Genomic DNA, 25,160 nt, shown 5'->3' on the forward strand with positions numbered 1-25,160 from the left:
CGTCGCACCCCGCCGGCCCCTCGAGCGGCGCGCGGTGCCGGAGAATGGGTGGATGGTCGAGGTCGGGAGCGGGCGCAGCACGCTCGGCGACCTCGCGCGCGCGTCGCTCGAGGTCCGCGGACCGCGGTGGGCGCGACGGCTCGCCGACGCCGCCACCGGGCTGGCCGTGCTCAGCCTCGCCGCCGGCCTGTGGTGGGGACCGGTCGCGGTCGCGCTCGTCGCGCTCGTGCTGCTCGGCGTCGTCGCGGTGCGGCTGGCCGACCTGCCCGGCCCGGTGCAGGCCACCGGCCTGGTGGCGCTGCTCGCGTCGGCGTGGGCGGCGCTGCTGGAGGGCTATCAGACGATCGGTTGGCTCGACGTCGTCGCGCACGCGGTGATCACGGGGCTGCTGGCCGCGGTCGCGACCGCGCTGCTCACCGGCCCGCCGCTGCGCCCCGCCCGCACCGCACCCGGCAGCCGCGCCGACGCCGTCCTCGGCACGACCGCGATCGGCGCGCTGCTCGCGGTCGTCTGGGAGGTCGGCGAGTGGGTCGGGCACACCTACCTGGACCCGGCGATCCACGTCGGCTACGACGACACGGTCGGCGACCTCGCCGTCGGTGTGCTCGGGTCGCTGGTCGCGGGGGTGCTGGTGGCGCGCGCCCGGCGCCGGGACCGCACGCCGTGACGCGTGTGAGCGTCGTCGTCCCGGTGCGCGACGACGCCGAGCAGCTCGCCGGCTGCCTCGCCGCGCTCGCCCGGCAGACCGTGCCGCCGCACGAGGTCGTCGTCGTCGACAACGCCTCCGCGGAGCCGCTCGACGCGCTCGTCGCCGCGCACGGCGCCCGGCTCGTCCACGAGCCGGTCGTCGGGATCTCCCCCGCGGCCGCGACCGGCTACGACGCCGCGACCGGCGACGTCGTCGCTCGCCTCGACGCCGACTCCCGGCCGCCGGAGACCTGGGTGGCCGACCTCCTCGCCGCGCTCGCGCGCCATCCCGAGGCCGACGCCGTCACGGGCCGCGGCGTGTTCCACGACCTGGCGCCGGGGCTCGGTCGGGCCGTCGCGGGCCTCTACCTCGGCGCCTACCACCTGCTCGGCCACGCCGCGGTCGCCAACCCCGTGCTGTGGGGCTCGAACATGGCGGTGCGGCGCGAGGCGTGGCTGCGGGTGCGGGGCCGGGTGCACCGCTGGGACCCCGAGATCCACGACGACATGGACCTCTCGTTCGCGCTCGGCGACGCCCGCGTCGTGCGGGTCCGCTCCCTCGTCGTCGAGGTGTCCGGGCGCTCGGTGCGCGGCGCCGCGCAGATGCGGCGCCGGTTCCGCCGCGCGTTCCGCACGCTGCGGCTCGGCTGGGAAGACGCCCCGCCCTGGGAGCGGTGGCGCGCCCGGCTCTCGCGCCGCTAGCCCGCGACCTCGGCGAGCAGGTCGAGCACGTGCCGGTAGTCGTGCTCGGTCGCGCGGCTCATCCCGATCTCGCAGGTGCGGTTGGCGCTGACGTAGGCGTCGACCGGTCCCGCCGCGGCGATCGCGGCGACCTCGCGCGCCTCGTCGCGCGTGGCGCCCGCGGTCAGCTCCGGGTGCAGCATCCCGCGGTCGCCCGCGAAGCCGCAGCAGCCCCACGCCGTCGGCACGACGACCTCGCGCGCCGCGGCCTGCGCGACCGCCACCAGGTCGGCCGTGGCGCCCAGGTGCTCGGTGCCGCACGTCGGGTGGACGACGACGCGCCCCAGCAGCCGCTCGGCCGGGACCTCCAGGTGGGGCAGCACGTGCCGCCGCACCCACGTGACGGCGTCGAGCACCGGGACCTGCGCGAACCGCTGAGCGGTCTCGCCGTCGAGCACGGCGCCGAGACCCTCGAGGCCGTGCGTGCACGAGGCGGCGTCCATGACGACGGGGAGCTCGCCGCCGCGGCTCGCCCGCCACAGCGCGTCGGCGACGCGCGCCCCCATCGCCCGGTGGCCGTCGGTGAAGCCCTTCGACGACCAGGGCGTGCCGCAGCACAGCGCGTCCACCTGCTCGGGCAGCGCGACCGCGAGCCCAGCCGCGCGCGCGAGCGCGAGCAGCGACGACGCCGGCCCGCCGAACAGCGCACCGGTGCAGCTCGGCAGCAGCACGACGTCGGCCGTGTCGGGGCCGACCACCCCGGTCAGCTGCGAGCGCGGGCGGCCCGGTGCGGGAAGGTCCGGCCCGACCTCCGGCACGACCTCGGTGGGGAGCACGCGGCGGGCGAGCCGGCTCGCGACGGCGGCCACGGCGTCGGGCAGCACGTCCGCGACGCCCAGCCCGAGCCGGGCGAGCCCCTCGACCTGCTGCCACCGCTCGGCGGCGACGACGCCGCCGCGCTGCGCGAGCCGCCCGTGGCCGGCGGCGCGCTGCCGCTTCATCACCGCGCCGGTGTCGATCGAGACCGGGCACGAGCGCACGCACAGCGAGTCCGCGGCGCAGGTCTGCACGGCCTCGTAGCCGAAGTCCCGCTCCAGCTGCGCCGCGTCGTCGGCACGGCCCTCGGCGCGGGCGCGGCCGATCTCACGCATCAGCACGATCCGCTGCCGTGGCGTGGTGGTCGTGCGGCGCGACGGGCACGCGGGCTCGCAGTACCCGCACTCGACGCAGGTGTCGACGGCCGCGTCGACCGTCGGGAACGTCTTGAGGTGCGCGACGTGGGCGTGCGGGTCGTCGTCGATGACGACGCCGGGCGCGAGGATCCCGTGCGGGTCGCACAGCCGCTTGACCTCGCGCATCACCTCGTACAGCTCGTCGCCGTACTGCCGCCGCACGTACGGCGACATCATGCGGCCGGTGCCGTGCTCGGCCTTGAGGGTGCCGCCCTCCCCGAGCACGAGCTCGACGAGGTCCTCGGTGAAGGCCTCGTAGGTCGCGAGCTCGCGGCGGTCGTCGAGCCGCGGCGTGATCATGAAGTGCAGGTTCGCGTCGCGCGCGTGGCCGAACGTGACGGCCTCGTCGTAGCCGTACCGCTCGAGCAGCGCGCCGAGACCGGCGACGCCGGCGCGCAACCGGTCGGCAGGGAACGCGATGTCCTCGAGCAGGTTCGTGGTGCCCGCGGGCCGCGCCGCCGCCACCGCGGCGTAGAGGCCCTTGCGCACCGCCCACATCGCGGCGCGCGCCGCCGCGTCGGTCGCGAGCGCGGTCGGCATCGACAGCGGGAGCGCGCCGATCGTCGTCGACAGCCGGGCCGAGGCCTCCAGCAGCTCGGCCTCGGTGGCGGCCTGCGCCTCGACCAGCAGCGCCGTGTGGCGCTCGACGGCGATCGCGCTCATGGCCTCCGGCGCCGCCGCCAGCCCCTGGGCGACCCGCAGCGCGGGCGGGTCCATCAGCTCGACGGCGACCGCACCGGCCTCGAGCAGACCGGGCACCGCGGCGGCGGCCTCGTCGATGCCGTCGAACACCGCGAGCGCGGTGGCGACGTGCGGCAGCGCCGGCACGGTGTCGAGCACGACCGACGCGACGTAGCCGAGCGTGCCCTCGGAGCCGACCATGAGGTGGGCGAGGATCTCTGCCGGGTCGTCGTGGTCGAGGAACGCGTTGAGCCCGTAGCCCATCGTGTTCTTCATCGAGAACTGGTGCTCGACGATCCGGCGGAGCCGGGCGTCGCCGCGCAGCCGGTCGCGGATCGCCACCAGGCCGGCGACGAGGTCGGGCTCGGCGGCCGCGAGGCGGGCGGTGGCGTCGGGCTCGGCGGTGTCGACCGTCGTGCCGCTCGGCAGCACGAACCGCATCGAGCGCAGGGTCCGGTAGGCGGTCGCCGTGAACGACGACGTCATGCCGGAGGAGTTGTTCGCGACGACGCCGCCGATCGTGCAGGCGATCTCGCTCGCCGGGTCGGGGCCGAGCCGCCGCCCGTACCGGGCGAGGAGCGCGTTGACGCGGCGCAGCACGGCGCCGGGCTCGCAGCGGACCCGGGCCCCGCCGTCGAGCACCTCGACGCCGGTGAACGCGTGCCGGGTGTCGACGAGGACGCCGTCGGTGCCCGCCTGGCCGGAGAGGCTGGTGCCGCCGGAGCGGAACGTCACCGGGACCCGGGCGCGGTGCGCGGCGACCAGGGCACCGGTCAGTTCGCGCAGGTCGCGCGGCGTCACGACGGCGGCCGGGGTCAGCAGGTAGTGGGAGGCGTCGTGGGCCGCGGCCGTGCGGTCCACGAGCCGGGTCGACCAGGAGTCGGCGGCGACGGCCTCGCGCAGCGGGTCCAGCGTGGCGGCGGCGATCACACGGTCAACCTAGTGCGCCGCCGGCCCTCGGCGTGTCTGGGACCTCCGACCCGCTCCGGACGGCGGTGCGCGGCCCTAGGCTCGGGGCCACCCGCGCGGAAGGACCCAGCGATGAGCACGCAGCCACCGTACGGACGGCCCAACGAGCAGCAGCCCTACGGGCCGCCGAGCTACGGCCAGCCCGGGTTCGGTCCCGCTCCCGTCATGCCCGGTGCGCCCTGGCCGTCCGTGCCGACGCGCCGCCCCGGCACCGTCACCGCCGGTGCGGTGATGGCGTTCATCGGCGGCGCCTTCATGGTCGTCGTCGGCCTGGTGCTCGCCGTCCTGAGCGGCAGCGCCGAGATGACCGAGGCGATCACGCAGACCTACGGCCCCGGGATGGGGTCCGCCGCGACGATCCTCGGCGTGGCGCTGGCGGTCGTCGGCGCGTTGATCATCGTCTTCGGCGCTATGGCGTTCACGGGTCGGCAGTGGGGAGCCGTGGCGCTCGCCGTCATCACCGGGCTGTCGCTCGTCGGCACGATCACCGACATCGCGAGCGGCACCGGCGGCAGCGTCGTCGGGCTCGGCTGGAGCATCGTGGCGACCGCGCTGCTGCTGTCGTCCGGCTCGCGAGCGTGGTACCGCACCCAGCAGCGGTGAGGCATAGGCTTCCCGCACCGGGTCGGGAGGTCGGATGAACGCGAGGCAGCGAGCCGAGGCACGTGCCGGCTACCTGCTGCTCGTGCCGAGCTTCGTGGGCGTGGGCGTGTTCCTGCTGCTGCCCGTGCTCATCGTGCTCGCGCTGAGCTTCACGCGGTACAACCTGCTGAGCGCGCCGCAGTGGGCGGGGCTGGACAACTTCGTCTACCTGCTCGGCTGGGAGCGGTTCCGCAACTCGCTGTGGGTGACGACGCTGTTCACGCTGATGACGATCCCCACCTCGATCGTGCTGGGGCTGCTGCTGGCGGTGGCGATCAACCGCCGGCTGCCGGGCACGAGCTGGCTGCGGGTGCTGTACGTGCTGCCGTGGGTGTGCGCGCCGCTCGCGCTCGGCGTGGTGTGGCGGTGGATCTTCGACCCTACCAACGGTGCGCTCAACGCCTTGCTGGGCCGCCGCATCGAGTGGCTGGCCGACGTCGACCTCGCGCTGCCCTCGGTCGCGTTCGTGCAGGTGTGGTCCAGCGTCGGCTACATCTCGCTGTTCTTCCTCGCCGGGCTGCAGCAGATCCCGGTCTCGGTCTACGAGGCGGCGAAGCTCGACGGCGCCGGACCGGTGCGCACGCTGTGGTCGATCACGCTGCCGCTGCTGCGGCCGACGATGTTCTTCGTCACCGTCACCTCGATCATCTCCAGCTTCCAGGTGTTCGACACCGTGTATGCGATGACCGGTGGCGGGCCCCGGTTCACCACCGACGTCATCGCCGCCCGCATCTACGACGAGGCGTTCGTCGCGCTGCGGCTCGGGCGCGCCGCCGCGATGGCGCTCGTGCTGTTCCTGCTGCTGGTCGCCGTCACGCTCGTGCAGCAGCGCTACTTCCGCCGTCGCATCACCTACGACATGTCATGACCGACGCCACGACCCGCACCCCGACCCGGGCACGCGCGCCGCGCTCGGCCGGCAGCGCGCGCCTGCTCGCGAACCTGCTCACCTACGCGTTCCTGCTCGCGGGCGCGCTGCTCATGGTCGCGCCGTTCCTGTTCTCGGTGATGACCTCGCTCAAGACGCCGCGGCAGTTCAACACCAGCTCCCCGCTGACGACGCCGGACCCGGTGACCACCGAGAACTACGTCTCGCTGTTCGGGGAGCGGTACGACTTCGTCGTCCCGATCGCGGTGACGGCGCAGGTCGTGCTCGTGCTCGTCGTCGGGCAGATGCTCACGTCGATCCTCGCCGCCTACGCGTTCGCGCAGCTGCGCTTCCCGGGCCGGGACGCGATCTTCTGGGTGTACCTGTCGACGCTGATGATCCCCGCCGTCGTCACGATCATCCCGCTCTACGCGATGATGACGTCGCTTGGGCTCAAGAACAGCTTCGCCGGGCTGGTGGTGCCGTTCATGTTCGGCTCGCCCTACGCGATCTTCCTGCTGCGGGAGAACTTCCGGTCGACGCCGTCGGACGTGCTCGACGCCGCCCGGATCGACGGCGCCGGCGTGATGCGGCGGCTGTGGCAGGTGATGGTGCCGATGAACAAGCCGATCCTCGCCACGCTGCTGCTCATCACGGTCGTCAGCCAGTGGAACAACTTCATGTGGCCGCTGGTCATCGCGCCGCGGCCGGAGTGGCACGTCATCACGGTCGCGACGGCGGCGCTGCAGACCCAGTACAACGGCAACTGGACGCTCGTGATGGCCGCGACGACGATCGCGCTGGCCCCGCTGGTGGTGCTGTTCCTGATCTTCCAGAAGCAGATCACCTCCAGCCTCGGGGTGACCGGGGTGCGCTGAGCCGCGGAGGTCAGCGCCGCGTGGTCGCCGCCTCCGGCGCACCCTCCAGCTCGCTGCGCAGCCGGGAGAGGATGCGGCTGAGCCAGCGGCTCACCTGCATCTGGGCGACGCCGAGGACCTCGCCGATCTCGCGCTGGGTCTGCTCCTCGACGAACCGCATGTGCAGGATGCGCCGCTCGCGCTCGTCGAGACGGCGCAGCAGCGGACCGAGCGTCACCCGCGCCTCGACCGACCCGAACGGGTCGACGTCGTCGGCGACGACGTCGCCGAGCGTGGAGCCCACGACGTCGTCGAGCGGCTGGTCGAGCGAGGTCGGGTCGAAGCAGCCGTAGGCCTGCAGCGCCTCGTCGTGCTCGGCGCGCGTGATGCCGAGCTCCTCGCAGACCTCGCCGACCGCCGGCGGCCGGCCGAGCTCGAGCGTGAGGTGGTCGCGGACCGCCGCCAGCCGCCACTGCAGGTCCTGCACCCGCCGCGGCGGGTGCACCATCCAGCTGCGGTCGCGGAAGTACCGCAGCACCTCGCCGCGGATCGTCGGCACCGCGTAGCTGAGCAGGTCGTGGCGCAGGGTGGGGTCGAAGCGGTGCACGGCCTTGGTGAGGCCCTCGCAGGCGACCTGCTCGAGGTCCTCCAGCGGCACGCCGCGGCCCCGGTACCGCGCGGCGACGGCGCGCGCGACCCGGATGTTCAGCGCGATCAGCCGCTCGAGGGCGGCGCGCCGCTCCTCGGGGTCCTGCGTCTCGTGGGCCAGGCGCGCGAGCCGGTCGGTCTCGGCTGCGCGCTCGTCGCGGGTGAGGTCGTGCTCGGCACGGGCAAGGGGTCGGACTGGCGTGGCCATGGTCTCCGACTTCCGTCAGGAGTGGCTCGCCGTGGTCTCCAGCGAGGACGTCTCCCTATGAACGTACGCGCTTCAACGCCGTTCCGCTACGTGTGCGAGACGTCTGAGCGATTCCACGTTGCGCCAGGCGATCAGCGGCGCCCGCACCGGCTTCGGCATCAGCCGACCCGGGCCCTTGACGGCGTCCTCCTCGATCTCGACGAGGGTGCCGCCGTCCTGGGGCGTCAGCGTGATGACGACGTCCGCCTCGCCGGCGGGCCAGCCGCGCGCCCGCAGCCGCAGCATCCGGCCGGGCTCGCACGCCCGCACAACCGTCTCGTCGTCGATGAGCGCCGGCCACAGGCCGACGCTGTGGTGCAGCTTCGAGCCGGGCGCGGGCCAGGTGTCGTCCACCTCGCGCATACGGGCCGCGCCGACCACCCAGAGCGGATACATCCAGCCGTCGGCGAGCACCTCCCAGACCTGCTCCGGCGGGACCTTCACCAGGCGGCGGGTGCGGCTCACGGTCGGACCCCTCGAGCGTTGTCGGCCATGTCCTTCAGGTTCCCACGCAGCGCGGATGCATGCACCGCGGACGGGGCGGGCAGTGGGACCGAGGTCCGGCGGAACGTGTGGTGAGACCTGGGGGCGGCAGGAAGTGTGGTGAGACCCGGAGGCGGCACACAGTGCGGTGGAACCCGGAGGCGGCACGAAGTGCGGTGAAACCTGGAGGCGGCGGGTTCCGGGCGCTCGATCGCGCGACAACCGGTTGCGACCACCCTCCTGCGCGATCGAGCGACGGGTGTCCGCCGTCGCCCGACCCCGCGTGTGGCTCGGCAGGGAGGCGCGCGCCCACCCGCCGACCGCGCGGGTGGGTGACCGCGCGCGGTTCGGGGTACCGGGAGCAGGACCCGGACCACGAGCACGAGGAGATCCCATGAAGGCCGTGACCTGGCAAGGCCGTCGCGACATGCAGGTGACCGACGTCCCCGACCCGCGCATCGAGGAGCCGACCGACGCCGTCGTGCGGATCACCTCGACCGGGCTGTGCGGCTCCGACCTGCACCTGTACGACCCGTTCACCCCGTTCATGGAGCCCGGCGACGTCGTCGGCCACGAACCCATGGGCGTCGTCGAGGAGGTCGGCGCCGAGGTGAGCCGTCTCAAGCCGGGCGACCGCGTCGTCGTCCCGTTCAACGTCAGCTGCGGCACCTGCTGGACGTGCTCGCGCGGGCTGCACAGCCAGTGCGAGACCACCCAGAACCGCGACCAGGGCACCGGCGCGAGCCTGTTCGGCTACAGCAAGCTCTACGGCCAGGTGCCTGGCGGGCAGGCGGAGGCGATGCGGGTGCCGTTCGCCGACACGCTGCCGATCGTGGTGCCCGACGGCCCGCCGGACGACCGGTTCCTCTACCTGTCCGACGTGCTCCCGACGGCGTGGCAGGCGGTCGAGTACGCGGGCGTGCCCGACGGCGGCTCGCTCCTCGTGCTCGGCGCCGGCCCGATCGGCGACATGACCGCCCGCATCGCGGCACGCCGCGGGCTGCGCGTCATCGTCGTGGACCGGGTCGCGGAGCGGCTGCAGCGCGTGACGGCGCGCGGCGGCACCGCGATCGACCTCGACGAGGTGGGGGCCGACCAGCTGGCCGAGCAGGTGCGCGACCTCACGGACGGCCGCGGCACCGACGCGGTGGTCGACGCCGTCGGCATGGAGGCGCACGGCTCGCCGGTCGCCGAGACGATGCAGAAGGCGCTCGCCGTGCTGCCCAAGGCGGCGGAGGCGGCGGTGCTCAAGAACGCCGGCCTCGACCGGCTCGCGGCCCTGCACCAGGCGATCGAGTGCGTGCGGCGCGGTGGCACGATCTCGATCGTCGGCGTCTACGGGGGTGCCGCGGACCCGCTGCCGATGATGCAGATGTTCGACAAGCAGGTCACGGTCCGGATGGGGCAGGCGAACGTGCGCCGCTGGAGCGACGACATCCTCGACCTGCTGCGGCAGGACGAGGACGTGCTCGGCGTCGAGTCCTTCGCCACCCACCACCTCCCGCTCGAGAAGGCCCCGTGGGCCTACTCGACGTTCCGCGACAAGGGCGACGGGATGGTCAAGGCGGTCTTCACGCTCTGAGCGGTCGTCCCGCCCGGACCTCGGGGCCGGGCGGGACGGGCGGCGCGTGCGGCACCTCTGTGTCGCACGCGCTCGCATCAGGCGTGCAGCACCCCGCGACGCCGCGCACGTCAGACCCGGCGCAGCCCGCAGGTGGCGGGGGCGTCGAGGACCGAGCCGTCCTCGGCGAACCGGGAGCCGTGCAGCGGGCAGTCCCAGCTGCGCTCGGCGTCGTTCCAGCGCACCGCTCCGCCGAGGTGGGTGCACACGCGCGAGACGTCGTGACGCGGCTCCGCGCCGGCGTCGGGGCCGCCGAGCAACGGGCGCAGCCAGCCCCCGACCAGGTGCACGCCGACGGTGGCGTTGAGCCGGAGCGCCTCGCCCGCGCCCGCGAGCTCGCGGCCCCGCCAGGGCTCCAGCAGGTCGACCCAGCCCGGCTGCCGCCCCGTCAGCCGGCCGGCGAGCGCCATCGCGGCCGCCACCCCGTTGGTGAAGCCCCACTTCGAGTAGCCGCCGGCGACCAGCAGGTGCTCGGCGCCAGGCAGCAGCGGCCCCGCGAACGGCAGCCCGTGGGCGGTGCCGTGGTCCTGCGCCGACCAGGCGTGCGTCTCCAGCGCTCCTGGCCAGTGCCGCGCGGTCCAGTCCCGCAGCCGGTCCAGGTGGGTGCTCTCGGCGGCGCCGCGGCCGGTCACGTGGCCCTCGCCGCCCACCAGCAGCAGCGGCTCGCCGTCGCGCTCCGCGGCCCGCAGCGACCGCGAGGGCTGGTCCGCCGAGAGGAACATCCCGTCGGGCGGCAGGACGCCGCGGAAGGAGACGAGGTAGGAGCGCCGCGGCTCCATCCGCGTGAAGAACCCGCCGCGGTCGAGGATCGGCATCCCGGTCGCGAGCACCACGGTGCCCGCGGTCACCTCGCCGGCGTCGGTCCGCAGCCGCACGGGGCCGGACCCGGACGCCCCGAGCACCCGCACCCCCTCGTGCACGGTCGCGCCCTGCGCGCGGGCCGCGTCGGTCAGCGCCGTCGTCAGCGCGACGGGGTCGGTCTGCACCTGGTCGTCGAGCCGCACGCCGCCACGCGTCGGGAACGGCAGCCCGACGTCGGGCTCCCACCGCACCGGCAGCCCCGCGGCGCGCGCGGCCTCGAGCTCCTCGCGCGCCGTCGACCCCCCGACGCCCCGACCGCGAACGTGAGGGCGGGCACGCGCTGCAGCGGCACGCCCCGGCTCTCGCACAGCTCGACGAGCCAGGCCTGGGCGTCGCGATTCGCGTCGACGTAGCGTCGCACCGCCTCCTGCGGCTGCCGCTGCCCGATCGTCGAGAGCCTGGTGCCCTGCAGCAGGCTGATCTTCGCGGTGCTGGCCCCGGTGGTGCCCGCGCTCACCGTGCGCCCCTCGAGCACCGCCACCGAGACCCCGGCGCGGGCGAGCAGCACCGCGGTGGTCAGGCCGGTCAGCCCGGCGCCGACGACCGCCACGTCCACCGTGTCCGGCGGCGCCGGTCCGTCGGTCTGCGGCCCCGGGGCCCCGTCACGCCACATCGACAACGCAGTCATGCGTCCCGGTACCCCCTGCCCTCGTCCTCACACCGCCGGTGGGTCCGGCCGCGCCACCCCGACGGCGTCCGCGATCGCCATCGCGTCGCCCGGTGCGTGCACCTTCGCGTCGTTGTCGAGGTAGACGAGCACCTGCTCGACGTCGTCGCGCGCCGCCCAGTCCCGGATCCGCTGCGCCCACGCCGCGATCTCCTCGGGCCGGTACCCGCTGGTGTAGAGCTCGTCGCCGCCGTGCAGCCGCACGTAGACGTGGTCGGCCGTGACGGCGTCGATCGTCGGCCACAGCCCGGCGCCGTCGGAGACCACGACGGCCACCCGGTGCTCGCGGCACAGCGCGAGGAAGGCCTCGTCCTGGTACGACGGGTGCCGCACCTCGATCGCGTGCCGCAGCGGGCGGTCGGCGCGGCGCGCCCGGGTCCAGGGCGTGAGGCCGTTCTTGAGGAGCGGGTCGAGCCGGCCCGCCCGCGCCAGCCGCGCGGCGTCGCCCTCGGTGCGCGGCAGCTGCGCGAAGAACGCCGCGAGCCGGTCCGGCTCGAACGTGTCGCGCGCCGGCAGCTGCCACAGGAACGGGCCGAGCCGGTCGCCCAGCAGCAGCGGACCGCTGGCGAAGAAGGTGCCGAGCGCGGCCCCGGGGTCGCGCAGCCGCTTCATGTGGGTGACGAACCGCGGTCCCTTGACCGCCATCACGGTGTCGGCCGGCACCTGCTCGGCCCAGGCCAGCCAGCTCGACGGGCGCTGCAGCGAGTAGAACGAGCCGTTGACCTCGATCGTGCGCATGCGGGCCGCCAGGTACGGCAGCTCGAGCCGCTGCGGCAGGCCGCGCGGGTAGAAGGTGCCGCGCCAGCCGGGGTACCGCCACCCCGAGACCCCGATCCGCACGTCGGTCACACCGGCACCTCCCGCTCCCGATGCTGGGCCCTGCCGCCTGGCCGCGCAAGGTACCGGGCGGGGGTCGGGCGGCGCGCGTCGTCGGCACCCGCGCCGGCTCGGTACCGTGCCGGGGTGGCCGCACCCGTCCCGACGATCCGCCCCACGGGCCCCGAGGACGCGCACGCCTGGTGCGCGTTCGTCGCGCGCGAGCAGACCCGGACCTACCGCGACGTGATGCCGCCGGACTTCGGGACGCACCGGCTCGCGCAGGTCGAGGCCGACGCCGTCGAGCTCGCCGCCGAGATCGCGACCGGGCGGCAGCGCGTCGTCCAGGCGGAGGTCGACGGCGAGATCGTCGGCGCCGCGAAGGCCGGCCGGGCGCCGGCGGCGTGGGAGATCGCCGAGGGCTTCGTGCCGGTGCCGGCGGACCAGCAGCTCGACCGGCTCTACCTGCACCCCGACCACCACGGCACCGGGCTGGCGGACCGGCTGCTGGCCGAGGTGGTGCTGCCCGGCCCGGTGTACCTGTGGCTGATCCACGGCAACACGCGCGCCGAGCGCTTCTACGCCCGCCGCGGCTTCCGCATGCTGCCGGAGGACTTCGTCTCCGGCCCCACCTGGGGCAACGTCGTCATGCGCCGCATGCTGCGCGACTGACGGCGGAGGTCAGGCGGTCGCGGCGTCCGACGGCGCGGGCTCGGTCGGGCTCGCGCAGTAGAACAGCGGCTCCTCGCCCTTGCCGTGGTAGACGTACGGCTCGCCGTCGACCGTGAGCACGAGGCGCGCGCCGGGCACGAGCGCCTGCGTGTAGTGCTGCCCGGGCTGCGGGCAGCCGATCGAGCCGTCGGACCACGTGACCTCCTCGAGCGGCCCCACCTCGATCGCCTCGGGGTCGACGCCCAGCCGCTCGGCGAGGTCCTCGACCGCGGCCTGGGCGCGCTCGTCGAGGGGCCCGGACGGCGTGGGGTCGGTCTCGGGGTCCGTGGTCGGCTCCTCGGTCTCGGGGGTGAGCGTGGTGACGCCCTCGCCGGGCGTCGGGTCGTCGTCGGGCGGCGTCGGCTGGCACGCGCCGAGCGCGGCGGCTGCGAGCGCGACCGTCGCGAGCAGTCCGAGCACCCCGCGGTTGCGCATGCCTCACTGTAGGCAGATCGGGTGCGCCGTCGCCCGACCCTTGGGGCAGCCGTGACGCAACCGTTGCCTAGCGCGAGCGCGCGAGACCCTCGCGCGCCGACGGCCACCCGGCGAGCACGGCCCGCACCTCGTTGTCGCGCTCCTCGGCGAGCGCGGTCGCCCACGCCTCCTCGAGCAGGTCGGCGATCCGCACCCGCTGCCCGGACTCCGCCGAGCGCACGGCCGCCTCGACCATCGCGAGGCTGTGCACGTTGTCGGCGACCTCGCACATGACCGGCGCACCGCGCATCCCGGAGACGAACGCCGCCAGCGAGCCCGCGAGCTCGCGACCCGGGTCCTCGACGGCCTCGACCTCGACCGGCTCGACCGCGGTGGTCACGGCCTCGCCCTCGCCGTCCCAGGTGGCCGTGCCGCGCTCGGCCGAGAGCCGCCACTGCCCGTTCCACGAGGTCTCCGCGCCCGGTGCGCACCAGGACCCGGAGTAGACGAACCGCGAGCCGTCGCTCATCTCGAACGTCGCCACCGCGTTGGCGTGGCCCGCGTACCAGCTCCACGGCGGGTTGAACGACTCCGCGTAGACGGTGACGGGGTCGGCGTCGAGCACGAAGCGGGCGAGGTCGAGCTGGTGGATCGCCATGTCGACGAGCAGCGGCTGCGGCATCGCCTCGCGGAAGCCGCCGAAGTGCGGCGCCTTGAAGAAGTCGACGGCGAGGGTGCCCTTGGCGCCCAGCGCGCGCGCCGCGGCGCGCAGCTGGAAGGCGCCGTGCACGTACCGGCGCGACTGGCTGACGACGAACCGGCGCCCGGTCAGCTGCGTCGCTGCGACGAGCGAGAGCGCCTGCGGCAGCGTGTCGGTGACCGGCTTCTCGCCGAGCACGTCGAGACCCGCGAGCAGCGCCGCCGTCGTCACCGCGTGGTGGGCAGCGGGCACCGTGACGTCGACGACGGCGGTCGCACCGGCCGCGCGCGCCACCTCGACGACGTCGGTCCCCAGCACGACGTCGCCGCTCGCCAGCCCCTCGGGTGCCTCGGCGAGCGCAGCGGCCGCCAGGTCGAGGTCGAGGTCGACCAGTCCGACGAGCTCGGTGTCGGGGTTCGCGGCGATCGTCGCGAGCCAGGCGCGGCCCATCGCGCCGGCGCCGACCTGGACGAGTCGCAGCGGGCCGTCGGCGCTCACGCGTCGCCCGCGGGCGTGGAGCCCTGCCCGGCCGCGGCGGCCGCGGCCTCGTCCGACAGCGGGCCCTCGTAGCCGTGGCCGCGGTAGAAGTCCTCGGTCTCGTAGCGCAGCAGCGTCGGCACCGCGCGCTCCGGGCGCACGGTCACCGCCCACTCGACGGCGTTGGAGATCACCCGGCGGACGCCGTCGTGGAAGTACGTGGGGTACTCCTGGTCGCCCGGGCGGAAGTAGAAGATCTTGCCGTGCCCGCGCCGGAAGGTGCAGCCGGAGCGGAACACCTCGCCGCCGCTGAACGAGGAGATGAAGACGAGCTCGTCGGGCGTGGGGATGTCGAAGAACTCCCCGTACATCTCGTCCTCGTCGATGATCATCGGGTGCGGGATGCCGCGCGCGATCGGGTGCGTCGGGTCCACGGTCCACACGAGCTCGCGGTCGTGCTCGGCGCGCCAGCGCAGCGTGCACGTGGTGCCCATGAGCGAGGTGAAGAGTTTCGACCAGTGGCCCGAGTGCAGCACGATCAGCCCCATGCCGGCCAGCACGTGCCGACGCGCGCGCTCGACCACCTCGTCGGCGACCTCGTCGTGAGCGGCGTGGCCCCACCAGATCAGCACGTCGGTGTCGGCGAGCACCTCCTCGGTGAGCCCGTGCTCGGGCTCGTCCAGCGTGGTGGTGCGCACGCGGGCACGGTCACCCAGGTGCGCCTCGATGCCCTGCGCGATCGCGCCGTGCATGCCGTCCGGGTAGCGCTCGGCCACCGAGGGCTCGAGCTGCTCGTGGCGGTTCTCGCCCCAGACGAGGACGCGGATCTGGTCGGACATGGGTTGTTCTCCTTCGTGGTGGTGGGTGGGGTCAGGCCTTGACCGCGCCGCCGGTGACGCCTGCGGCAACGTAGCGCTGGGCGACGACGAGCAGCGCGATGGCCGGGAGCGAGGACAGCACGGCGGTCGCCATGATCGGGGACCAGTCGTTGATGAAGCCCCCGATGTAGCTGTACAGGCCGAGCGTGATCGGGCGCATGCTCTCGGTCGTGGTCAGCGTGAGCGCGAACAGGAAGTCTCCCCACGCGAACAGGAACGTGAACAGCGCCGAGGTGATGAGAGCGTTCCTGCTGATGGGCAGCACGACCGCGAGGAAGGCACGGAGCGGGCCGGCGCCGTCGACGTAGGCCGCCTCGACGATCGAGGCCGGGATGCTCGTCATGAACGCTCGCATGAGGATGATCGAGAACGGGATGCCGGCCGCAGAGTCGGCGAGGATCAAGCCGGCGTAGGAGTTGAGGAGGCCGAGGTCGCTGTAGGCGCTGTAGAGCGCGTTGGCGACGACGATGCCCGGCACCATCTGGGTGGTCAGCACCCCGAACAGGATCACCGACACCCACCGGCCGAGGCGAAACCGTGCCAACGCGTAGGCCGCCGGCGTCGCGATCAGCAGGCTCAGCACCACTGCGCCCAGGCTGACGACCAGGCTGGTGACGAGGTTGCCGCCCTGCTCGGCGATCGCGATCTCGTAGCCGCGCAACGACAGGTCGAACGGCAACCACGGGGTGGCGGCTGCGTTGCCCGCCGGCTGCAACGACACGTTGACCATCCAGTACAGCGGGAAGAGCATGATGGCGATGACCGCGACACCGATGACGGTGTGCCGCAGACCTCGCGAGCCGGTGGCCCGCGGGCGCGACCCGAGCGTCGGCGCGCCCCGCCTGCGGATCGGGACGGAGTGACCCATGGCAGCCCCTCTCACTCGTCGACCGCGCGCCGGTTGAGGCGCAGGTACGCGACGGCGAACACGAGCGAGATCAGGATGAGGATGTTGCCGAGAGCGGCCCCCATCCCGAAGTCGAACTCGCGGAACGACAGGTGGTACGACAGCGTCGCCACGGTCTGGGTCGCGTTCGCCGGACCGCCGTTGGTCAGGCCCAGGATGACGTCGAGCACCTTCAGCGTGTAGACGACACCCAGCACCAGCACGACCGTGACGACGCCACGCAGCATCGGCATCGTGATGCTCCAGAAGGCCCTCGCCCCGGTCGCGCCGTCGAGCGCCCCCGCCTCGTAGAGCTCGTCGGGTATCTCCTGCAACCCGCCGTAGAGGATGGTCGCGTTGAACGGGATCCCGAGCCAGATGTTGACGATGACGACGGCGAGAAGCGCGAGCGACGTCGATGTCAGCCAGGCGGGCCGGCCGTCGACGAACGGCAGCAGGCCCAGCGCCCGGTTGAGCACGCCGTTGTCGGTGTCCAGGATCCACCGCCACACCGCCGAGGCCGCGATCATCGGGATCAACCACGGGAGCAGCAGCAGTGAGCGCAGCACGCCGGACAGCGGGAACCGCTTGTGGAAGAACAGGGCGATCGCCAGTCCGAGGGTGAACTGCCCGGCGATCGAGCCGACCGTGAACAGCCCGGTGTTCATCAGTGCCCTGCTGAAGACCGGGTCGTCGATCACCGCGGCGTAGTTGGCCCAGCCGACCCAGGGAGCCTCGCCGGTGTAGAACGTCGCCGTCGTGTACTCCTGGAACGCCATGACGACGTTCTTCACCACGGGATAGCCGAAGAACAGCAGCAGGTACAGCAGCGCCGGCACGAGGAAGGCCAGGTGCACGGCCCGACGTCGCAGTGCATGCCGCCCCGGGGGCCGGCCGGCCCTCGACGGGACCCGCCCGCCGAGGACCGACCGACCGGGGAGGGCGGTCGCGCCGTCAACCATCCTGTGCCTGCGCGAGCGCGTCCTGCGGGGTCATCCCGCCGACGAGCGCGTTCTGGACGGCCTCGTAGATCGCGGTCGCCTGGCCGGGCCAGTCGGGACCGAGCTGCCCGGTGCGCGCCCGCAGGTTCGGCACCTGCTCGGCGAAGGAAGCCAGCTGGGGCACCTGCTCGACGACGGCGGGAGCCAGCGCCGGATCCGTCGGCACCGTGTGGGTACCCACCGCGGCGGCGGTCACGGCCGCCTCGCCCGTGAGGCACTGGACGAACTCCGCCGCGAGGGCGGTGCGGGCGTCGTCGCCCGTCCGCGGTATCACCCAGCCCTCGCCGCCGAACGGCGAGACGACGTCTGCACCGGATGTCGGGGCGGGGATGGGGACGATGTCGTACTCGAGCCCGTCGACCGCCTCCAGCGTGCCGAGGTTCCACGGCCCGTTCACCATCATCGCGGCGTTCCCGGCCGCGAACTGGTCGGCGACGTCACCCTGCGACCACGTCACGACCGACTGCGACATCGAGCCGGCGTCCAGCAGGTCCTTCCACAGCTGCAGCGCCTCCGCAACCTCCGGCGTGGCGATGTCGACCTCGTCCCCGCCGTTGGACCACATGAACGGCAGGAACTGCCAGGTCCCCTCGTAGGTGTTGATGGCCGACAGCGCCAACCCGTAGCGGTCACCCTCGGTGAGGTCTGCCGCGGCCTGCTTCAGCTCCTCCCACGTCGTCGGGGGCTCGACACCCGCCTCGGCGAGGATCTCGGTGTTGTAGAACAGCGCCAGCGTGTTGGTGACGGGCTGCAACGCGTACAGCTGACCCTCATACATCGACGCGGCCAGCACCCCCTCACTGATGCCGCCCGGGTCGAGCCCGAACTCGTCGAGCGGGGTGAGCGCACCACTGGCGGCGATCTGCTGGACGTCCGGGTTGTCGAGCATCAGCACGTCGGGCAGCGTTCGCGAGGAGCTCATCTGCAGCACCTTCGCGATCAGGTCGCCGCCCGGCACGGTCTCCCGGCGCAGCGCGACCCCGACCTCGTCGGCGCAGCCCTCGAGGACCTCCTGCCACACGCTCTTGTTCGGGTCGTTGTTGTAGTAGTCGACGACGTGCAGCTCGGTCACTGCGCCGTCGGTGTCGTCGGTGCCGCCGCTGCCGCCACAGGCGCTGACGAGCAGCAGCGGACCGAGGGCCGCGGCCGCCAGGGCGGTGCGCGACCGGTGCGTCCTGGACATCGGTCTTCTCCTCTCCCACCCACGAGTGCGGGCGTGGACGTGTCGACATCGGTGTCGATACGTATCGATGCAGACGGTTGATGTGTGGGGATATGTGCGTCGGACCGGCGGTCAGCCGGGCCGTCGGACGGAACCGCGCCGGGTCAGGCGCGCCTCCACGAGGCGGAGCTCGGCAGGGGTGTCGTTGCCGTTGTCGAGCAGCTCGAGCAGCCAGGTCATGGCCAGCCTCGACACGTCGCGCGGCTGAGGCGAGACCGCGGTCGGCGGGACGGGTTGCACCTCGGCGTCGTCGTCGGTGCACAGGGACACCAGGTCGAGGTCGCGGCCGGGGACGAGCCCGCGCTGCTGCAGCGCAGCACCGAGGTCGTGCGGGCTGTGCAGCGCCAGCAGGCCCGGGGGCTCACCTGCACCGAGCACGGCGTCGAGATAGGTCTCGACACCGGCGCGGTCGTGGCTGGTGCTGACCCAGCGCAGACGCACGCCCCGCTCCGCGGCGCGCGCCGCGGCTCGCTCCCGGAACCGAGGGATGTAGTTGATGCCGAGGGCGGCCCGCTCCTGCGCCCAACCGAGCACGGCGACCTCCCGGCACCCGGCGTCGGCGAGCTCGTCGACGAGGAGCTGAGCGGCGCTCTCGAAGTCGAAGTCGACGCAGTGCAATCCCTCGTGCCTGGCCGGGACCCCGATGAGGATCACCGGCATCGTGAGCTCACGGGCGAGCTCGGCGCGGGGGTCCTCGGTGGCGATCTCCATCGCGATGACCGCGTCGCACATCGCGCGGCGCTCCACGCGAGCAAGACCCGATGGCCCCTCCGCGGCCGTCAGCATGAGGACGTCGTGGTCGTGGGCGCGGGCGACGACGGCGATCTCCTCGGCGAACGCCATCAGCCCGCTCGCTGCGTCCGCGGTGTGGAACGGCACCATGAGACCGATGACGTTCGTCCGCCGGCCCGCAAGCGCTCGCGCCCCCGCGTGCGGCTCGTAGGTGAGCTCCTCGATCGCGTCGAGCACGAGCCGACGCGTCCGCTCCGAGATCGGCCGCTTGCCGCTCATCACGTACGAGACGGTGCTCTGCGACACCCCGGCGACGCGCGCGACGTCCTTGCTCGTGGGAGCGATGCGACGGGTGCGACCCGTCGCGCCACGGGCGGCTCCGGGTCCCGAGGACCCGGAGAGACGATCGTCGTCGATGCGCATCGACGCTGACGGTAGACCACCCGGCCTCGACCGGCAACCCCCGGCTGCTCGCGGACCTGCCCGCGAGGGCGGCGGTCGGATTGGGGCTCAGACCGTCGCGCCCTGAGGAGCCGCGTCCGGGTCGGCGGTCACGTCGTGGTCGAGGTCGCCGGTGAGGTGAGCACCGCCGATCGGGTGCTCGGTCCAGGTCGCGACCTGCCAGCCGCTGTCGAGGTCACCGGTGAGCACCACCATGCCGGTGTTGGGCAGCCGCATCGTCTCGACCGTGGCGGGCTCGAGGTCGCCCGCGAGCGCGGCGTAGACGCGGATCGCGGCAGCGTGGCTGAACACGGCGACGGTTGCGTCGGTGCCGTGCGTGGCCTGCACGTCGCGCAGCGCCGCCTCGTAGCGGCGGCGGAACCGGTGCCCGTCCTCGCCGCCCGGCAGCCGGACGTCGAGGTCGCCGTGGCCCCAGCGCACCGCGCACTCCTGGTAGGCCAGCACGGCGCCCGGGTCGGTGCGCCCCTCCATGTCGCCGGCCGAGATCTCGTCCAGCCCCCCGTGCCGGCTCGGCGTCATCCCGAGGGCGTCCGCGAGCGGCGCCGCGGTGAGGTGGGTGCGCAGCAGCCCGGACACGTAGATGCCGCTGATCTCCTCCTCCGCCAGCGCCGCCGGCACCGCCTCGGCCTGCCGGTGCCCGAGGGTCGTCAGGCCCGGTCCGGGTGCCGCGGTGTCGAGGGTCCCGCCGACGTTGCTCGGGGTCTGACCGTGGCGGATGAGGAGCAGGCGCATGCCTCGACCCTAGGCCGAGCCGCCGACGCCGCAGCACCGGCAGCCGCTCCCGGCGGCCGTCCTGCGCGAGATGTTCACGAACCGTTCCGCCGGCCGCCACCGGGCGCGCCCGTCAGGGCGTGCAGCCGCAGCTGCGCCGCACGACCAGTCGCGCGGGCAGCTCGAGCTGGCCCGGCTCGCGCGCGACCAGCCGGTCGACGGCGATGCGCACCATCTCCTCCGACGGCTGTGCCGCCGTCGTCAGCGGCGGCCAGCAGTAGGCGCTCTCCTGCGACCCGTCGAAGGAGGCGATCGCGACGTCCTCCGGCACCCGCACACCGGCCTCGTGCAGCGCCAGCAGCACGCCGATCGCCTGGTCGTCGGAGGTGACGAACACCGCGCTCGGTCGGTCCGGCATCGCGGCGAGCGCGCGACCGGCCCGGTAGCCCTCGCCGCGCGTGAACTCCGCGGCGACGAGCGGCTCGGCGGCCACGCCTGCGGCGGCGAGGGCGTCGGTCCAGGCCTGCCGACGTCGCCCGGGCTCGTCGGGCCCGACGAACCCCACCCGGCGGTGGCCGTGCCCGAGCAGGTGCTCGACGGCGTCGCGCGCCCCCTGGTAGCGGTCCACCCCGATGCTCGTCACGCCCTCGACGACGTGGTCGAGGACGGCCGCGGGGATGCCTGCGCCGGCCAGCGGGGCGAGGTCGGCGGCGGTGACACCGGTGGCGACCAGCACGCCGTCGACCTGCCGGGAAGCGAGCCGGCCGATCGCCGGCCCGACGCCGTCGCGCGCGCTCGTGACGACGAGGGCGAGGCCGTGCGTGGCGGCCGCCCGCTCGGCGAGGTCGGTGAGCTCGGCGAAGAACCGGTTGAGCACCCCGGGCACGACGAGCCCGAGCTGGGCCGCGCTGCCGAGCTTGAGCGCGCGAGCGGCCGCGTTCGGGCGGTACCCGAGCTCGGCGACGGCGGCGAGCACCCGGGCGCGGGTGGCCTCGGACACCTTCGCCGAGCCGTTGAGCACGTAGCTGACCGCCGCGGTGCTCACGCCGGCGCGGCGAGCCACGTCGGCGCGGGTCACCCGCCGCGGGCCGCTCGTCTCAGGCTCGCTCATCCCTCACCGCCCGACGGCGTAGCCCTGCATGCCGCGCGGGTTCGCCGCCGCCTGCAGCATGCCGTCGGCGCGGGTGCCGGCGGCGCTGATGCGGCCGAGCGACCACGACCCGGTGACCGTGACCTCGTGGCCGCGGCGGCGCAGGTCCGCGACCACCTCCGCACCCAGTCGCTCCTCGGCCCGGACCCCCAGCACCTCGGCCACGCGGGGCGCGAACGAGCTGGGCGCGTGCGTCGTGTGCCACGACGGCGCATCGATCGAGGCCTGCAGGTCGGCGCCGTGGGCGAGGTGGTGCAGCAGGAACGGCACGGTCCACTGGTCCTGCTGGTCGCCGCCGGGCGTGCCGAACCCCAGCACGGAGCCGTCGGCTCGCATCACCATGCCCGGGCTCAGCGTCGTGCGCGGGCGCGTGCCCGGCACGAGCGAGGCGGGCAGCCCAGGCTCGAGGCGGAACATCTGCGCGCGGGTGCCGAGCGCGAACCCGAGCGCGGGGATCGTCGGAGAGCTCTGCAGCCACGCGCCGCTGGGGGTCGCGGCGACGACGTTGCCCCAGCGGTCGACGACGTCGAGGTGGCAGGTATCGCCGCGCGGCACCGTCGGCTCGCCCTGGCTGCCCGCGATCGGGGTGGCGAGGCCGTCGGGCCACGCACCGCCGTCGGCCATCGCCTGCGCGGCGGCGACGGGCAGGCGCGGTGCCCGGCCACCCGGCGCACCGGGCCGCAGCGTCGCGTCGGCGGTCGCGCCGACCAGCCGCGCGCGCTCGGCCGCGTAGCCGGGGTCGAGCAGGTCGCGCAGCAGCGCCGCGGCGTCCTCGGTGCCGGCGTCGCCGTACCAGGCCTCGCGATCGGCGAGCGCGAGCTTCGCGACCTCGACGACCGTGTGCACGAGGTCGCCGGAGCCGGGGTCGAGCTCGTGCGCGCCGAGCGCCTCGAGCATCTGCAGCTGCTGCAGCAGCACCGGGCCCTGGCCCCATGCGGCGGTCTTGAGCACTCGGTGCCCGAGCACCTCGACGGCGGCGGGCTCCTCCTCGGTGACCGCCCAGGCGTCGAGGTCGGCGGCGGTGAGCAGCCCGGCGTGCGGCTCGGACCCGCCGTCCCAGTGGGGGGTGCGCACGTGCTCCTCGATCGCCTCCGCGACGAACCCGGAGTAGAAGGCGCGACGCGCGGCCTCGATCCGGTTCTCGCGGCTGCCGCCGGCGGCCTCACCCTCGGCGACCAGCCGCTCGAGCGTGTCGGCGAGCGCGGGGTTGCGGAACCGCGTGCCGGGTGCGGGCGCGTCGCCGTCGGGCAGGTAGAGCGCCGCGGAACCGTGCCAGTGCTCGCGGAAGGTGGGCTCGAGGGTGCGGATCGTGGCGGCCGCCGTCGGCAGCAGCGGGTAGCCGTCCCGGGCGTAGCCGATCGCGTACCGGGCGACGTCGCGCAGCTCGAGCGTGCCGTAGCGGCCGAGCAGGTGCATCCAGGCGCCCCACGAGCCGGGCACGGTCGCGGCGAGGAGCCCGGCGCCGGGGATCTCGGTGATCCCGCGCTGCTCGAGCGCCTCGATCGTCGCGGCCTGCGGCGCCACGCCCTGGCCGCACATGACGAAGCTGCGTCCCGACGCCGCGTCGTGGGCGATCACCGGGACCTCGCCCGCGACCCCGTTGAGGTGCGGCTCGACGACGTGCAGCACGAGCCCGGTGGCGACCGCGGCGTCGTAGGCGTTGCCGCCGGCCTCCAGCACCGCCATGCCTGCGGCGGAGGCGAGCCAGTGCGTCGAGGCGACCATGCCGAACGTGCCGGTCAGCTCCGGACGGGTCGTGAACGTCATCGGCCCAGTCTCCCCGATCCGCCGACGCCGTCGACGATGTGAGACGACCCCGGCCCCCGGCACGACGGCGTGCGCGGCCGCGACTACCGTTGACCACGGCACAGGGCCACCCGAAGGGGATGCAGATCATGAGCACACGTCGCGGACGCCGTCTCGCACCGATCGTCGCCGTCGCCGGAGCACTCGCGCTGACCGCGTGCTCCCCGGGCAGCAGCGGCGGTGGCGGTGGCGGCACCGACGACGAGGGCGTCACGACCGTGACCTTCCGGCTCTGGGACGAAGCCGCGGCCGCCGCGTACGAGGAGTCGTTCGCCGCGTTCACCGAGCAGCACCCGGAGATCCGCGTCGAGATCGAGCAGGTGCCCTGGGCGAACTACTGGGAGCAGCTGCCGCTGGACCTGCAGGCCGGCGAGATGGCCGACATCTTCTGGACCAACACCTCCAACTTCGGCCGCTACGCCGACGCGGGCAACCTCCTCGACATCACCGAGGTGCTGGGCGAGGACCACGACGAGTGGAACCCGGCCGCCGTCGAGCTCTACGAGCGCAACGGGTCGCTGTGGGGCGTGCCGCAGCTGAGCGACTCGATCGCGCTGCTCTACAACAAGACGCTGCTCGACGAGGCCGGCATCGACCCGACGACGCTCGCGTGGAGCCCCAACCCCGACGAGGACACGCTGCTGCCGGCGCTGCAGCAGCTGACGACCGACTCCGCGGGCGTCACGGCGGCCGAGGAGGGCTTCGACCCCGACGACGTCGCGGTGTGGGGCTTCAACGCCCAGAACGACCTGCAGGCGATCTGGCTGGACTTCCTCGCGCAGAACGGCGGGGTGTTCCAGGACGGCGACAGCTACGCGTTCAGCAGCCCCGAGGGCGTGGAGGCGTTCACCTACCTCGTCGACCTCATCAACACCCACCACGTCGCGCCGCCTGCGGCGGACACCAACGCCAACGGCGACCTGTCGCGCGAGCTGTTCGTGCAGGGCAAGCTGGCGCTGTTCCAGACCGGCCAGTACTCGCTACCGTTCACCGCCGACATCGGCGACAGCTTCGAGTGGGGCGTCGCGCCGATGATCGCCGGGCCCGAGGGCCGCATCGGCGTCGTGCACGCGGTCGCCGCGCTCGGCAACGCCGACACCGAGCACCCCGACGAGGTCGCCGAGGTGCTGCGCTGGATCGGCTCGGCGGAGGCCCAGTCGTTCCTCGCCGAGAGCGGCGCCGCGTTCCCGGCCGCCGTCGAGGCGCAGCAGACGTTCACCGACTACTGGAACGAGCAGGGCGTCGACACCACGCCGTTCCTCGAGCAGGCCGCCGGCCCGTCGGTCTCCGCACCGCTCGGCCCGAACTCCAACGCCGGTCTCGAGGCCCTCGGCGGCTACTTCCCCGACATGTTCGCCGGCCTCATCCCCGTCGCCGACGCCCTCGCGCAGGCGCAGGACGCCGCCAACGAGGCGATCGCCGAGTAGCGAGGCCCGCGCCCGGGCCTGCACAGCCCGGGCGCGGCCTGGCCTGGATCCGGCCTGACCCGGCCTGGATCCGCCGTGGATCCGACGAGGCCGCGAACTCGTAGCGCCGTACCGAGCTCGTACGGTGCACCGTACGAGCTGGGCGCGGTTGTACGAGTTCGCCAGACGCGGCTGCGGCGGCGCCGGGGCTTGACCGGTTTCCGGAGCCCTGGTGCCCCATCCCGGGCCGGCGCGCCCGGCCGGCGCATCCCCGGGCCAGCGCCCCCCGCCCGCACGCCCGCCCTCGCCACCACCCACGCCGACGAACTCGTAGCCCCGTACCGAGCTCGTACAGTGCACCGTACGAGGTGGGCGCCGCTGTACGAGTTCGCCGGGCCCGGGCTGCGCAAGCGCCGCCGACCCCCGACCGGCGCCCCGCGCCGGCGCCCGGCCCGCACGGTCGCCCTCGCCGCTACCCACGGTGACCAACTCGTAGCCTCGTACCGACCTCGTACGGTGCACCGTACGAGTTGGGCGCGGTTGTACGAGTTCGCCGGGCGGCGGACCTGGTCGCACAGGCCGTGCTCGCCTACCTGGTCGAGCTCCCGACCAAGGGCCTGGAGCCGGCGCCGACCGCGGCGGTC

24 protein-coding genes are annotated in these 25,160 nt (G+C 74.1%); 8 read left to right on the forward strand and 16 right to left on the reverse strand.

All coding sequences use genetic code 11. The annotated features are described in order from the left end of the window. The first annotated feature begins 52 nt into the window (after positions 1 to 52). Both GPA02_RS19280 and GPA02_RS19285 read left to right on the forward strand, forming a co-directional pair. The gene (locus GPA02_RS19280; RefSeq protein WP_240134002.1) at positions 53 to 667 is read left to right on the forward strand and encodes a DUF2238 domain-containing protein; all 615 of its coding nucleotides are present in this window, start codon (positions 53 to 55) and stop codon (positions 665 to 667) included. A 5-nt stretch (positions 668 to 672) separates the two neighbouring features. Further along, a complete protein-coding gene (locus GPA02_RS19285; RefSeq protein WP_240134003.1) occupies positions 673 to 1,389 on the forward strand; it encodes a glycosyltransferase family 2 protein in 717 nt (238 codons plus the stop codon). Here GPA02_RS19285 and GPA02_RS11135 read toward each other — a convergent pair. Continuing rightward, a complete protein-coding gene (locus GPA02_RS11135) occupies positions 1,386 to 4,211 on the reverse strand; it encodes an FAD-binding and (Fe-S)-binding domain-containing protein (protein WP_156200019.1) in 2,826 nt (941 codons plus the stop codon). The genes GPA02_RS19285 and GPA02_RS11135 overlap by 4 nt on opposite strands. A 111-nt stretch (positions 4,212 to 4,322) precedes the next feature. Between GPA02_RS11135 and GPA02_RS11140 the strand changes: the two genes are divergently transcribed. Genes GPA02_RS11140 through GPA02_RS11150 form a run of 3 tightly spaced genes read left to right on the forward strand, consistent with a single transcriptional unit; the run spans position 4,323 to position 6,638 of the window. Further along, on the forward strand, positions 4,323 to 4,853 hold the full coding sequence (locus tag GPA02_RS11140; protein ID WP_156200021.1) for a hypothetical protein: 531 nt from the start codon (positions 4,323 to 4,325) through the stop codon (positions 4,851 to 4,853). A 34-nt stretch (positions 4,854 to 4,887) separates the two neighbouring features. Then, a complete protein-coding gene (locus GPA02_RS11145; RefSeq protein ID WP_156200023.1) occupies positions 4,888 to 5,760 on the forward strand; it encodes a carbohydrate ABC transporter permease in 873 nt (290 codons plus the stop codon). Further along, positions 5,757 to 6,638, forward strand: coding sequence for a carbohydrate ABC transporter permease (locus GPA02_RS11150; protein WP_156200026.1), 882 nt, complete (start codon positions 5,757 to 5,759; stop codon positions 6,636 to 6,638). The genes GPA02_RS11145 and GPA02_RS11150 overlap by 4 nt, the downstream gene beginning before the upstream one ends. Before the next feature lie 10 nt (positions 6,639 to 6,648). On the opposite strand, the gene GPA02_RS11155 is transcribed toward GPA02_RS11150, so the two are convergent. Together GPA02_RS11155 and GPA02_RS19290 are read right to left on the reverse strand one after the other, a co-directional pair. Continuing rightward, positions 6,649 to 7,473: a sigma-70 family RNA polymerase sigma factor gene (locus GPA02_RS11155; RefSeq protein WP_156200028.1), complete on the reverse strand. Its 825-nt coding sequence runs from the start codon at positions 7,471 to 7,473 to the stop codon at positions 6,649 to 6,651. A 72-nt stretch (positions 7,474 to 7,545) separates the two neighbouring features. Further along, a complete protein-coding gene (locus GPA02_RS19290; protein ID WP_240134004.1) occupies positions 7,546 to 7,977 on the reverse strand; it encodes an SRPBCC family protein in 432 nt (143 codons plus the stop codon). A 412-nt stretch (positions 7,978 to 8,389) separates the two neighbouring features. On the opposite strand from GPA02_RS19290, the gene GPA02_RS11165 reads away from it, so the two are divergent. Then, positions 8,390 to 9,577 (forward strand): alcohol dehydrogenase catalytic domain-containing protein, encoded by a 1,188-nt coding sequence (locus GPA02_RS11165; protein WP_156200032.1) that lies wholly within the window; start codon positions 8,390 to 8,392, stop codon positions 9,575 to 9,577. Between the two features lie 110 nt (positions 9,578 to 9,687). On the opposite strand, the gene GPA02_RS19450 is transcribed toward GPA02_RS11165, so the two are convergent. From GPA02_RS19450 to GPA02_RS11175, 3 genes are read right to left on the reverse strand one after another with little or no spacing between them, the layout of a single operon-like run. Then, on the reverse strand, positions 9,688 to 10,668 hold the full coding sequence (locus GPA02_RS19450; RefSeq protein ID WP_204986582.1) for an FAD-dependent oxidoreductase: 981 nt from the start codon (positions 10,666 to 10,668) through the stop codon (positions 9,688 to 9,690). Beyond that, positions 10,578 to 11,105 carry an FAD-dependent oxidoreductase gene (locus GPA02_RS19455; RefSeq protein WP_204986583.1) on the reverse strand — a complete coding sequence of 176 codons (528 nt, stop codon included), beginning with the start codon at positions 11,103 to 11,105 and terminating at the stop codon, positions 10,578 to 10,580. Before GPA02_RS19455 ends, GPA02_RS19450 begins: the two co-directional genes overlap by 91 nt. 27 nt (positions 11,106 to 11,132) lie before the next feature. Then, positions 11,133 to 11,993: a DUF72 domain-containing protein gene (locus GPA02_RS11175; protein ID WP_156200034.1), complete on the reverse strand. Its 861-nt coding sequence runs from the start codon at positions 11,991 to 11,993 to the stop codon at positions 11,133 to 11,135. Positions 11,994 to 12,107: 114 nt separating this feature from the next. Here GPA02_RS11175 and GPA02_RS11180 point away from each other — a divergent pair, with 114 nt between their 5' ends. After that, the gene (locus tag GPA02_RS11180) at positions 12,108 to 12,632 is read left to right on the forward strand and encodes a GNAT family N-acetyltransferase (RefSeq protein ID WP_156200036.1); all 525 of its coding nucleotides are present in this window, start codon (positions 12,108 to 12,110) and stop codon (positions 12,630 to 12,632) included. A gap of 9 nt (positions 12,633 to 12,641) precedes the next feature. Here GPA02_RS11180 and GPA02_RS11185 read toward each other — a convergent pair whose 3' ends face one another. The 10 genes from GPA02_RS11185 to GPA02_RS11230 all read right to left on the reverse strand — a co-directional run bounded on the left by GPA02_RS11185 (position 12,642) and on the right by GPA02_RS11230 (position 23,071). Continuing rightward, entirely contained in the window at positions 12,642 to 13,106 is a 465-nt protein-coding gene (locus GPA02_RS11185; protein ID WP_156200037.1) for a hypothetical protein, read from the reverse strand. 67 nt (positions 13,107 to 13,173) lie between these two features. Next, positions 13,174 to 14,283: a Gfo/Idh/MocA family protein gene (locus GPA02_RS11190; protein WP_240134005.1), complete on the reverse strand. Its 1,110-nt coding sequence runs from the start codon at positions 14,281 to 14,283 to the stop codon at positions 13,174 to 13,176. Then, positions 14,280 to 15,101, reverse strand: coding sequence for a ThuA domain-containing protein (locus GPA02_RS11195; RefSeq protein ID WP_156200040.1), 822 nt, complete (start codon positions 15,099 to 15,101; stop codon positions 14,280 to 14,282). The genes GPA02_RS11190 and GPA02_RS11195 overlap by 4 nt, the downstream gene beginning before the upstream one ends. 31 nt (positions 15,102 to 15,132) lie before the next feature. Next, a complete protein-coding gene (locus GPA02_RS11200; RefSeq protein ID WP_156200042.1) occupies positions 15,133 to 16,008 on the reverse strand; it encodes a carbohydrate ABC transporter permease in 876 nt (291 codons plus the stop codon). Between the two features lie 11 nt (positions 16,009 to 16,019). Beyond that, positions 16,020 to 16,988: a carbohydrate ABC transporter permease gene (locus GPA02_RS11205; RefSeq protein ID WP_156200044.1), complete on the reverse strand. Its 969-nt coding sequence runs from the start codon at positions 16,986 to 16,988 to the stop codon at positions 16,020 to 16,022. After that, positions 16,981 to 18,210, reverse strand: coding sequence for a sugar ABC transporter substrate-binding protein (locus tag GPA02_RS11210; RefSeq protein ID WP_156200046.1), 1,230 nt, complete (start codon positions 18,208 to 18,210; stop codon positions 16,981 to 16,983). Before GPA02_RS11210 ends, GPA02_RS11205 begins: the two co-directional genes overlap by 8 nt. Before the next feature lie 111 nt (positions 18,211 to 18,321). Then, entirely contained in the window at positions 18,322 to 19,404 is a 1,083-nt protein-coding gene (locus tag GPA02_RS11215) for a LacI family DNA-binding transcriptional regulator (protein WP_156200048.1), read from the reverse strand. Between the two features lie 87 nt (positions 19,405 to 19,491). Then, a complete protein-coding gene (locus tag GPA02_RS11220) occupies positions 19,492 to 20,175 on the reverse strand; it encodes a histidine phosphatase family protein (RefSeq protein WP_156200050.1) in 684 nt (227 codons plus the stop codon). 112 nt (positions 20,176 to 20,287) lie between these two features. Continuing rightward, positions 20,288 to 21,265 carry a LacI family DNA-binding transcriptional regulator gene (locus tag GPA02_RS11225; protein ID WP_156200052.1) on the reverse strand — a complete coding sequence of 326 codons (978 nt, stop codon included), beginning with the start codon at positions 21,263 to 21,265 and terminating at the stop codon, positions 20,288 to 20,290. A gap of 3 nt (positions 21,266 to 21,268) precedes the next feature. After that, complete coding sequence (locus tag GPA02_RS11230; RefSeq protein WP_156200054.1) at positions 21,269 to 23,071, reverse strand: gamma-glutamyltransferase family protein; 1,803 nt, start codon at positions 23,069 to 23,071, stop codon at positions 21,269 to 21,271. A 128-nt stretch (positions 23,072 to 23,199) separates the two neighbouring features. Between GPA02_RS11230 and GPA02_RS11235 the strand changes: the two genes are divergently transcribed. Continuing rightward, entirely contained in the window at positions 23,200 to 24,537 is a 1,338-nt protein-coding gene (locus GPA02_RS11235; RefSeq protein ID WP_204986584.1) for an ABC transporter substrate-binding protein, read from the forward strand. Positions 24,538 to 25,160 lie beyond the last annotated feature (623 nt).

The sequence above is a fragment of the Actinotalea caeni genome, from assembly GCF_009733795.1.
Taxonomy (GTDB): Bacteria; Actinomycetota; Actinomycetes; order Actinomycetales; family Beutenbergiaceae; genus Pseudactinotalea; species Pseudactinotalea caeni.

Bases quoted from the DNA above. Each gene is read 5' to 3' on its own strand.
- GPA02_RS11195 (WP_156200040.1), bottom strand. From the start codon at position 15,101: ATGTCCGACCAGATCCGCGTCCTCGTCTGGGGCGAGAACCGCCACGAG.
- GPA02_RS19280 (WP_240134002.1), top strand. From the start codon at position 53: ATGGTCGAGGTCGGGAGCGGGCGCAGCACGCTCGGCGACCTCGCGCGC.
- GPA02_RS11210 (WP_156200046.1), bottom strand. From the start codon at position 18,210: ATGTCCAGGACGCACCGGTCGCGCACCGCCCTGGCGGCCGCGGCCCTC.
- GPA02_RS11230 (WP_156200054.1), bottom strand. From the start codon at position 23,071: ATGACGTTCACGACCCGTCCGGAGCTGACCGGCACGTTCGGCATGGTC.
- GPA02_RS11185 (WP_156200037.1), bottom strand. From the start codon at position 13,106: ATGCGCAACCGCGGGGTGCTCGGACTGCTCGCGACGGTCGCGCTCGCA.
- GPA02_RS11155 (WP_156200028.1), bottom strand. From the start codon at position 7,473: ATGGCCACGCCAGTCCGACCCCTTGCCCGTGCCGAGCACGACCTCACC.
- GPA02_RS11235 (WP_204986584.1), top strand. From the start codon at position 23,200: ATGAGCACACGTCGCGGACGCCGTCTCGCACCGATCGTCGCCGTCGCC.
- GPA02_RS19455 (WP_204986583.1), bottom strand. From the start codon at position 11,105: ATGACTGCGTTGTCGATGTGGCGTGACGGGGCCCCGGGGCCGCAGACC.
- GPA02_RS11140 (WP_156200021.1), top strand. From the start codon at position 4,323: ATGAGCACGCAGCCACCGTACGGACGGCCCAACGAGCAGCAGCCCTAC.
- GPA02_RS11220 (WP_156200050.1), bottom strand. From the start codon at position 20,175: ATGCGCCTGCTCCTCATCCGCCACGGTCAGACCCCGAGCAACGTCGGC.
- GPA02_RS11200 (WP_156200042.1), bottom strand. From the start codon at position 16,008: ATGGGTCACTCCGTCCCGATCCGCAGGCGGGGCGCGCCGACGCTCGGG.
- GPA02_RS11215 (WP_156200048.1), bottom strand. From the start codon at position 19,404: ATGCGCATCGACGACGATCGTCTCTCCGGGTCCTCGGGACCCGGAGCC.
- GPA02_RS11150 (WP_156200026.1), top strand. From the start codon at position 5,757: ATGACCGACGCCACGACCCGCACCCCGACCCGGGCACGCGCGCCGCGC.
- GPA02_RS11225 (WP_156200052.1), bottom strand. From the start codon at position 21,265: ATGAGCGAGCCTGAGACGAGCGGCCCGCGGCGGGTGACCCGCGCCGAC.
- GPA02_RS11205 (WP_156200044.1), bottom strand. From the start codon at position 16,988: ATGGTTGACGGCGCGACCGCCCTCCCCGGTCGGTCGGTCCTCGGCGGG.
- GPA02_RS11165 (WP_156200032.1), top strand. From the start codon at position 8,390: ATGAAGGCCGTGACCTGGCAAGGCCGTCGCGACATGCAGGTGACCGAC.
- GPA02_RS11145 (WP_156200023.1), top strand. From the start codon at position 4,888: ATGAACGCGAGGCAGCGAGCCGAGGCACGTGCCGGCTACCTGCTGCTC.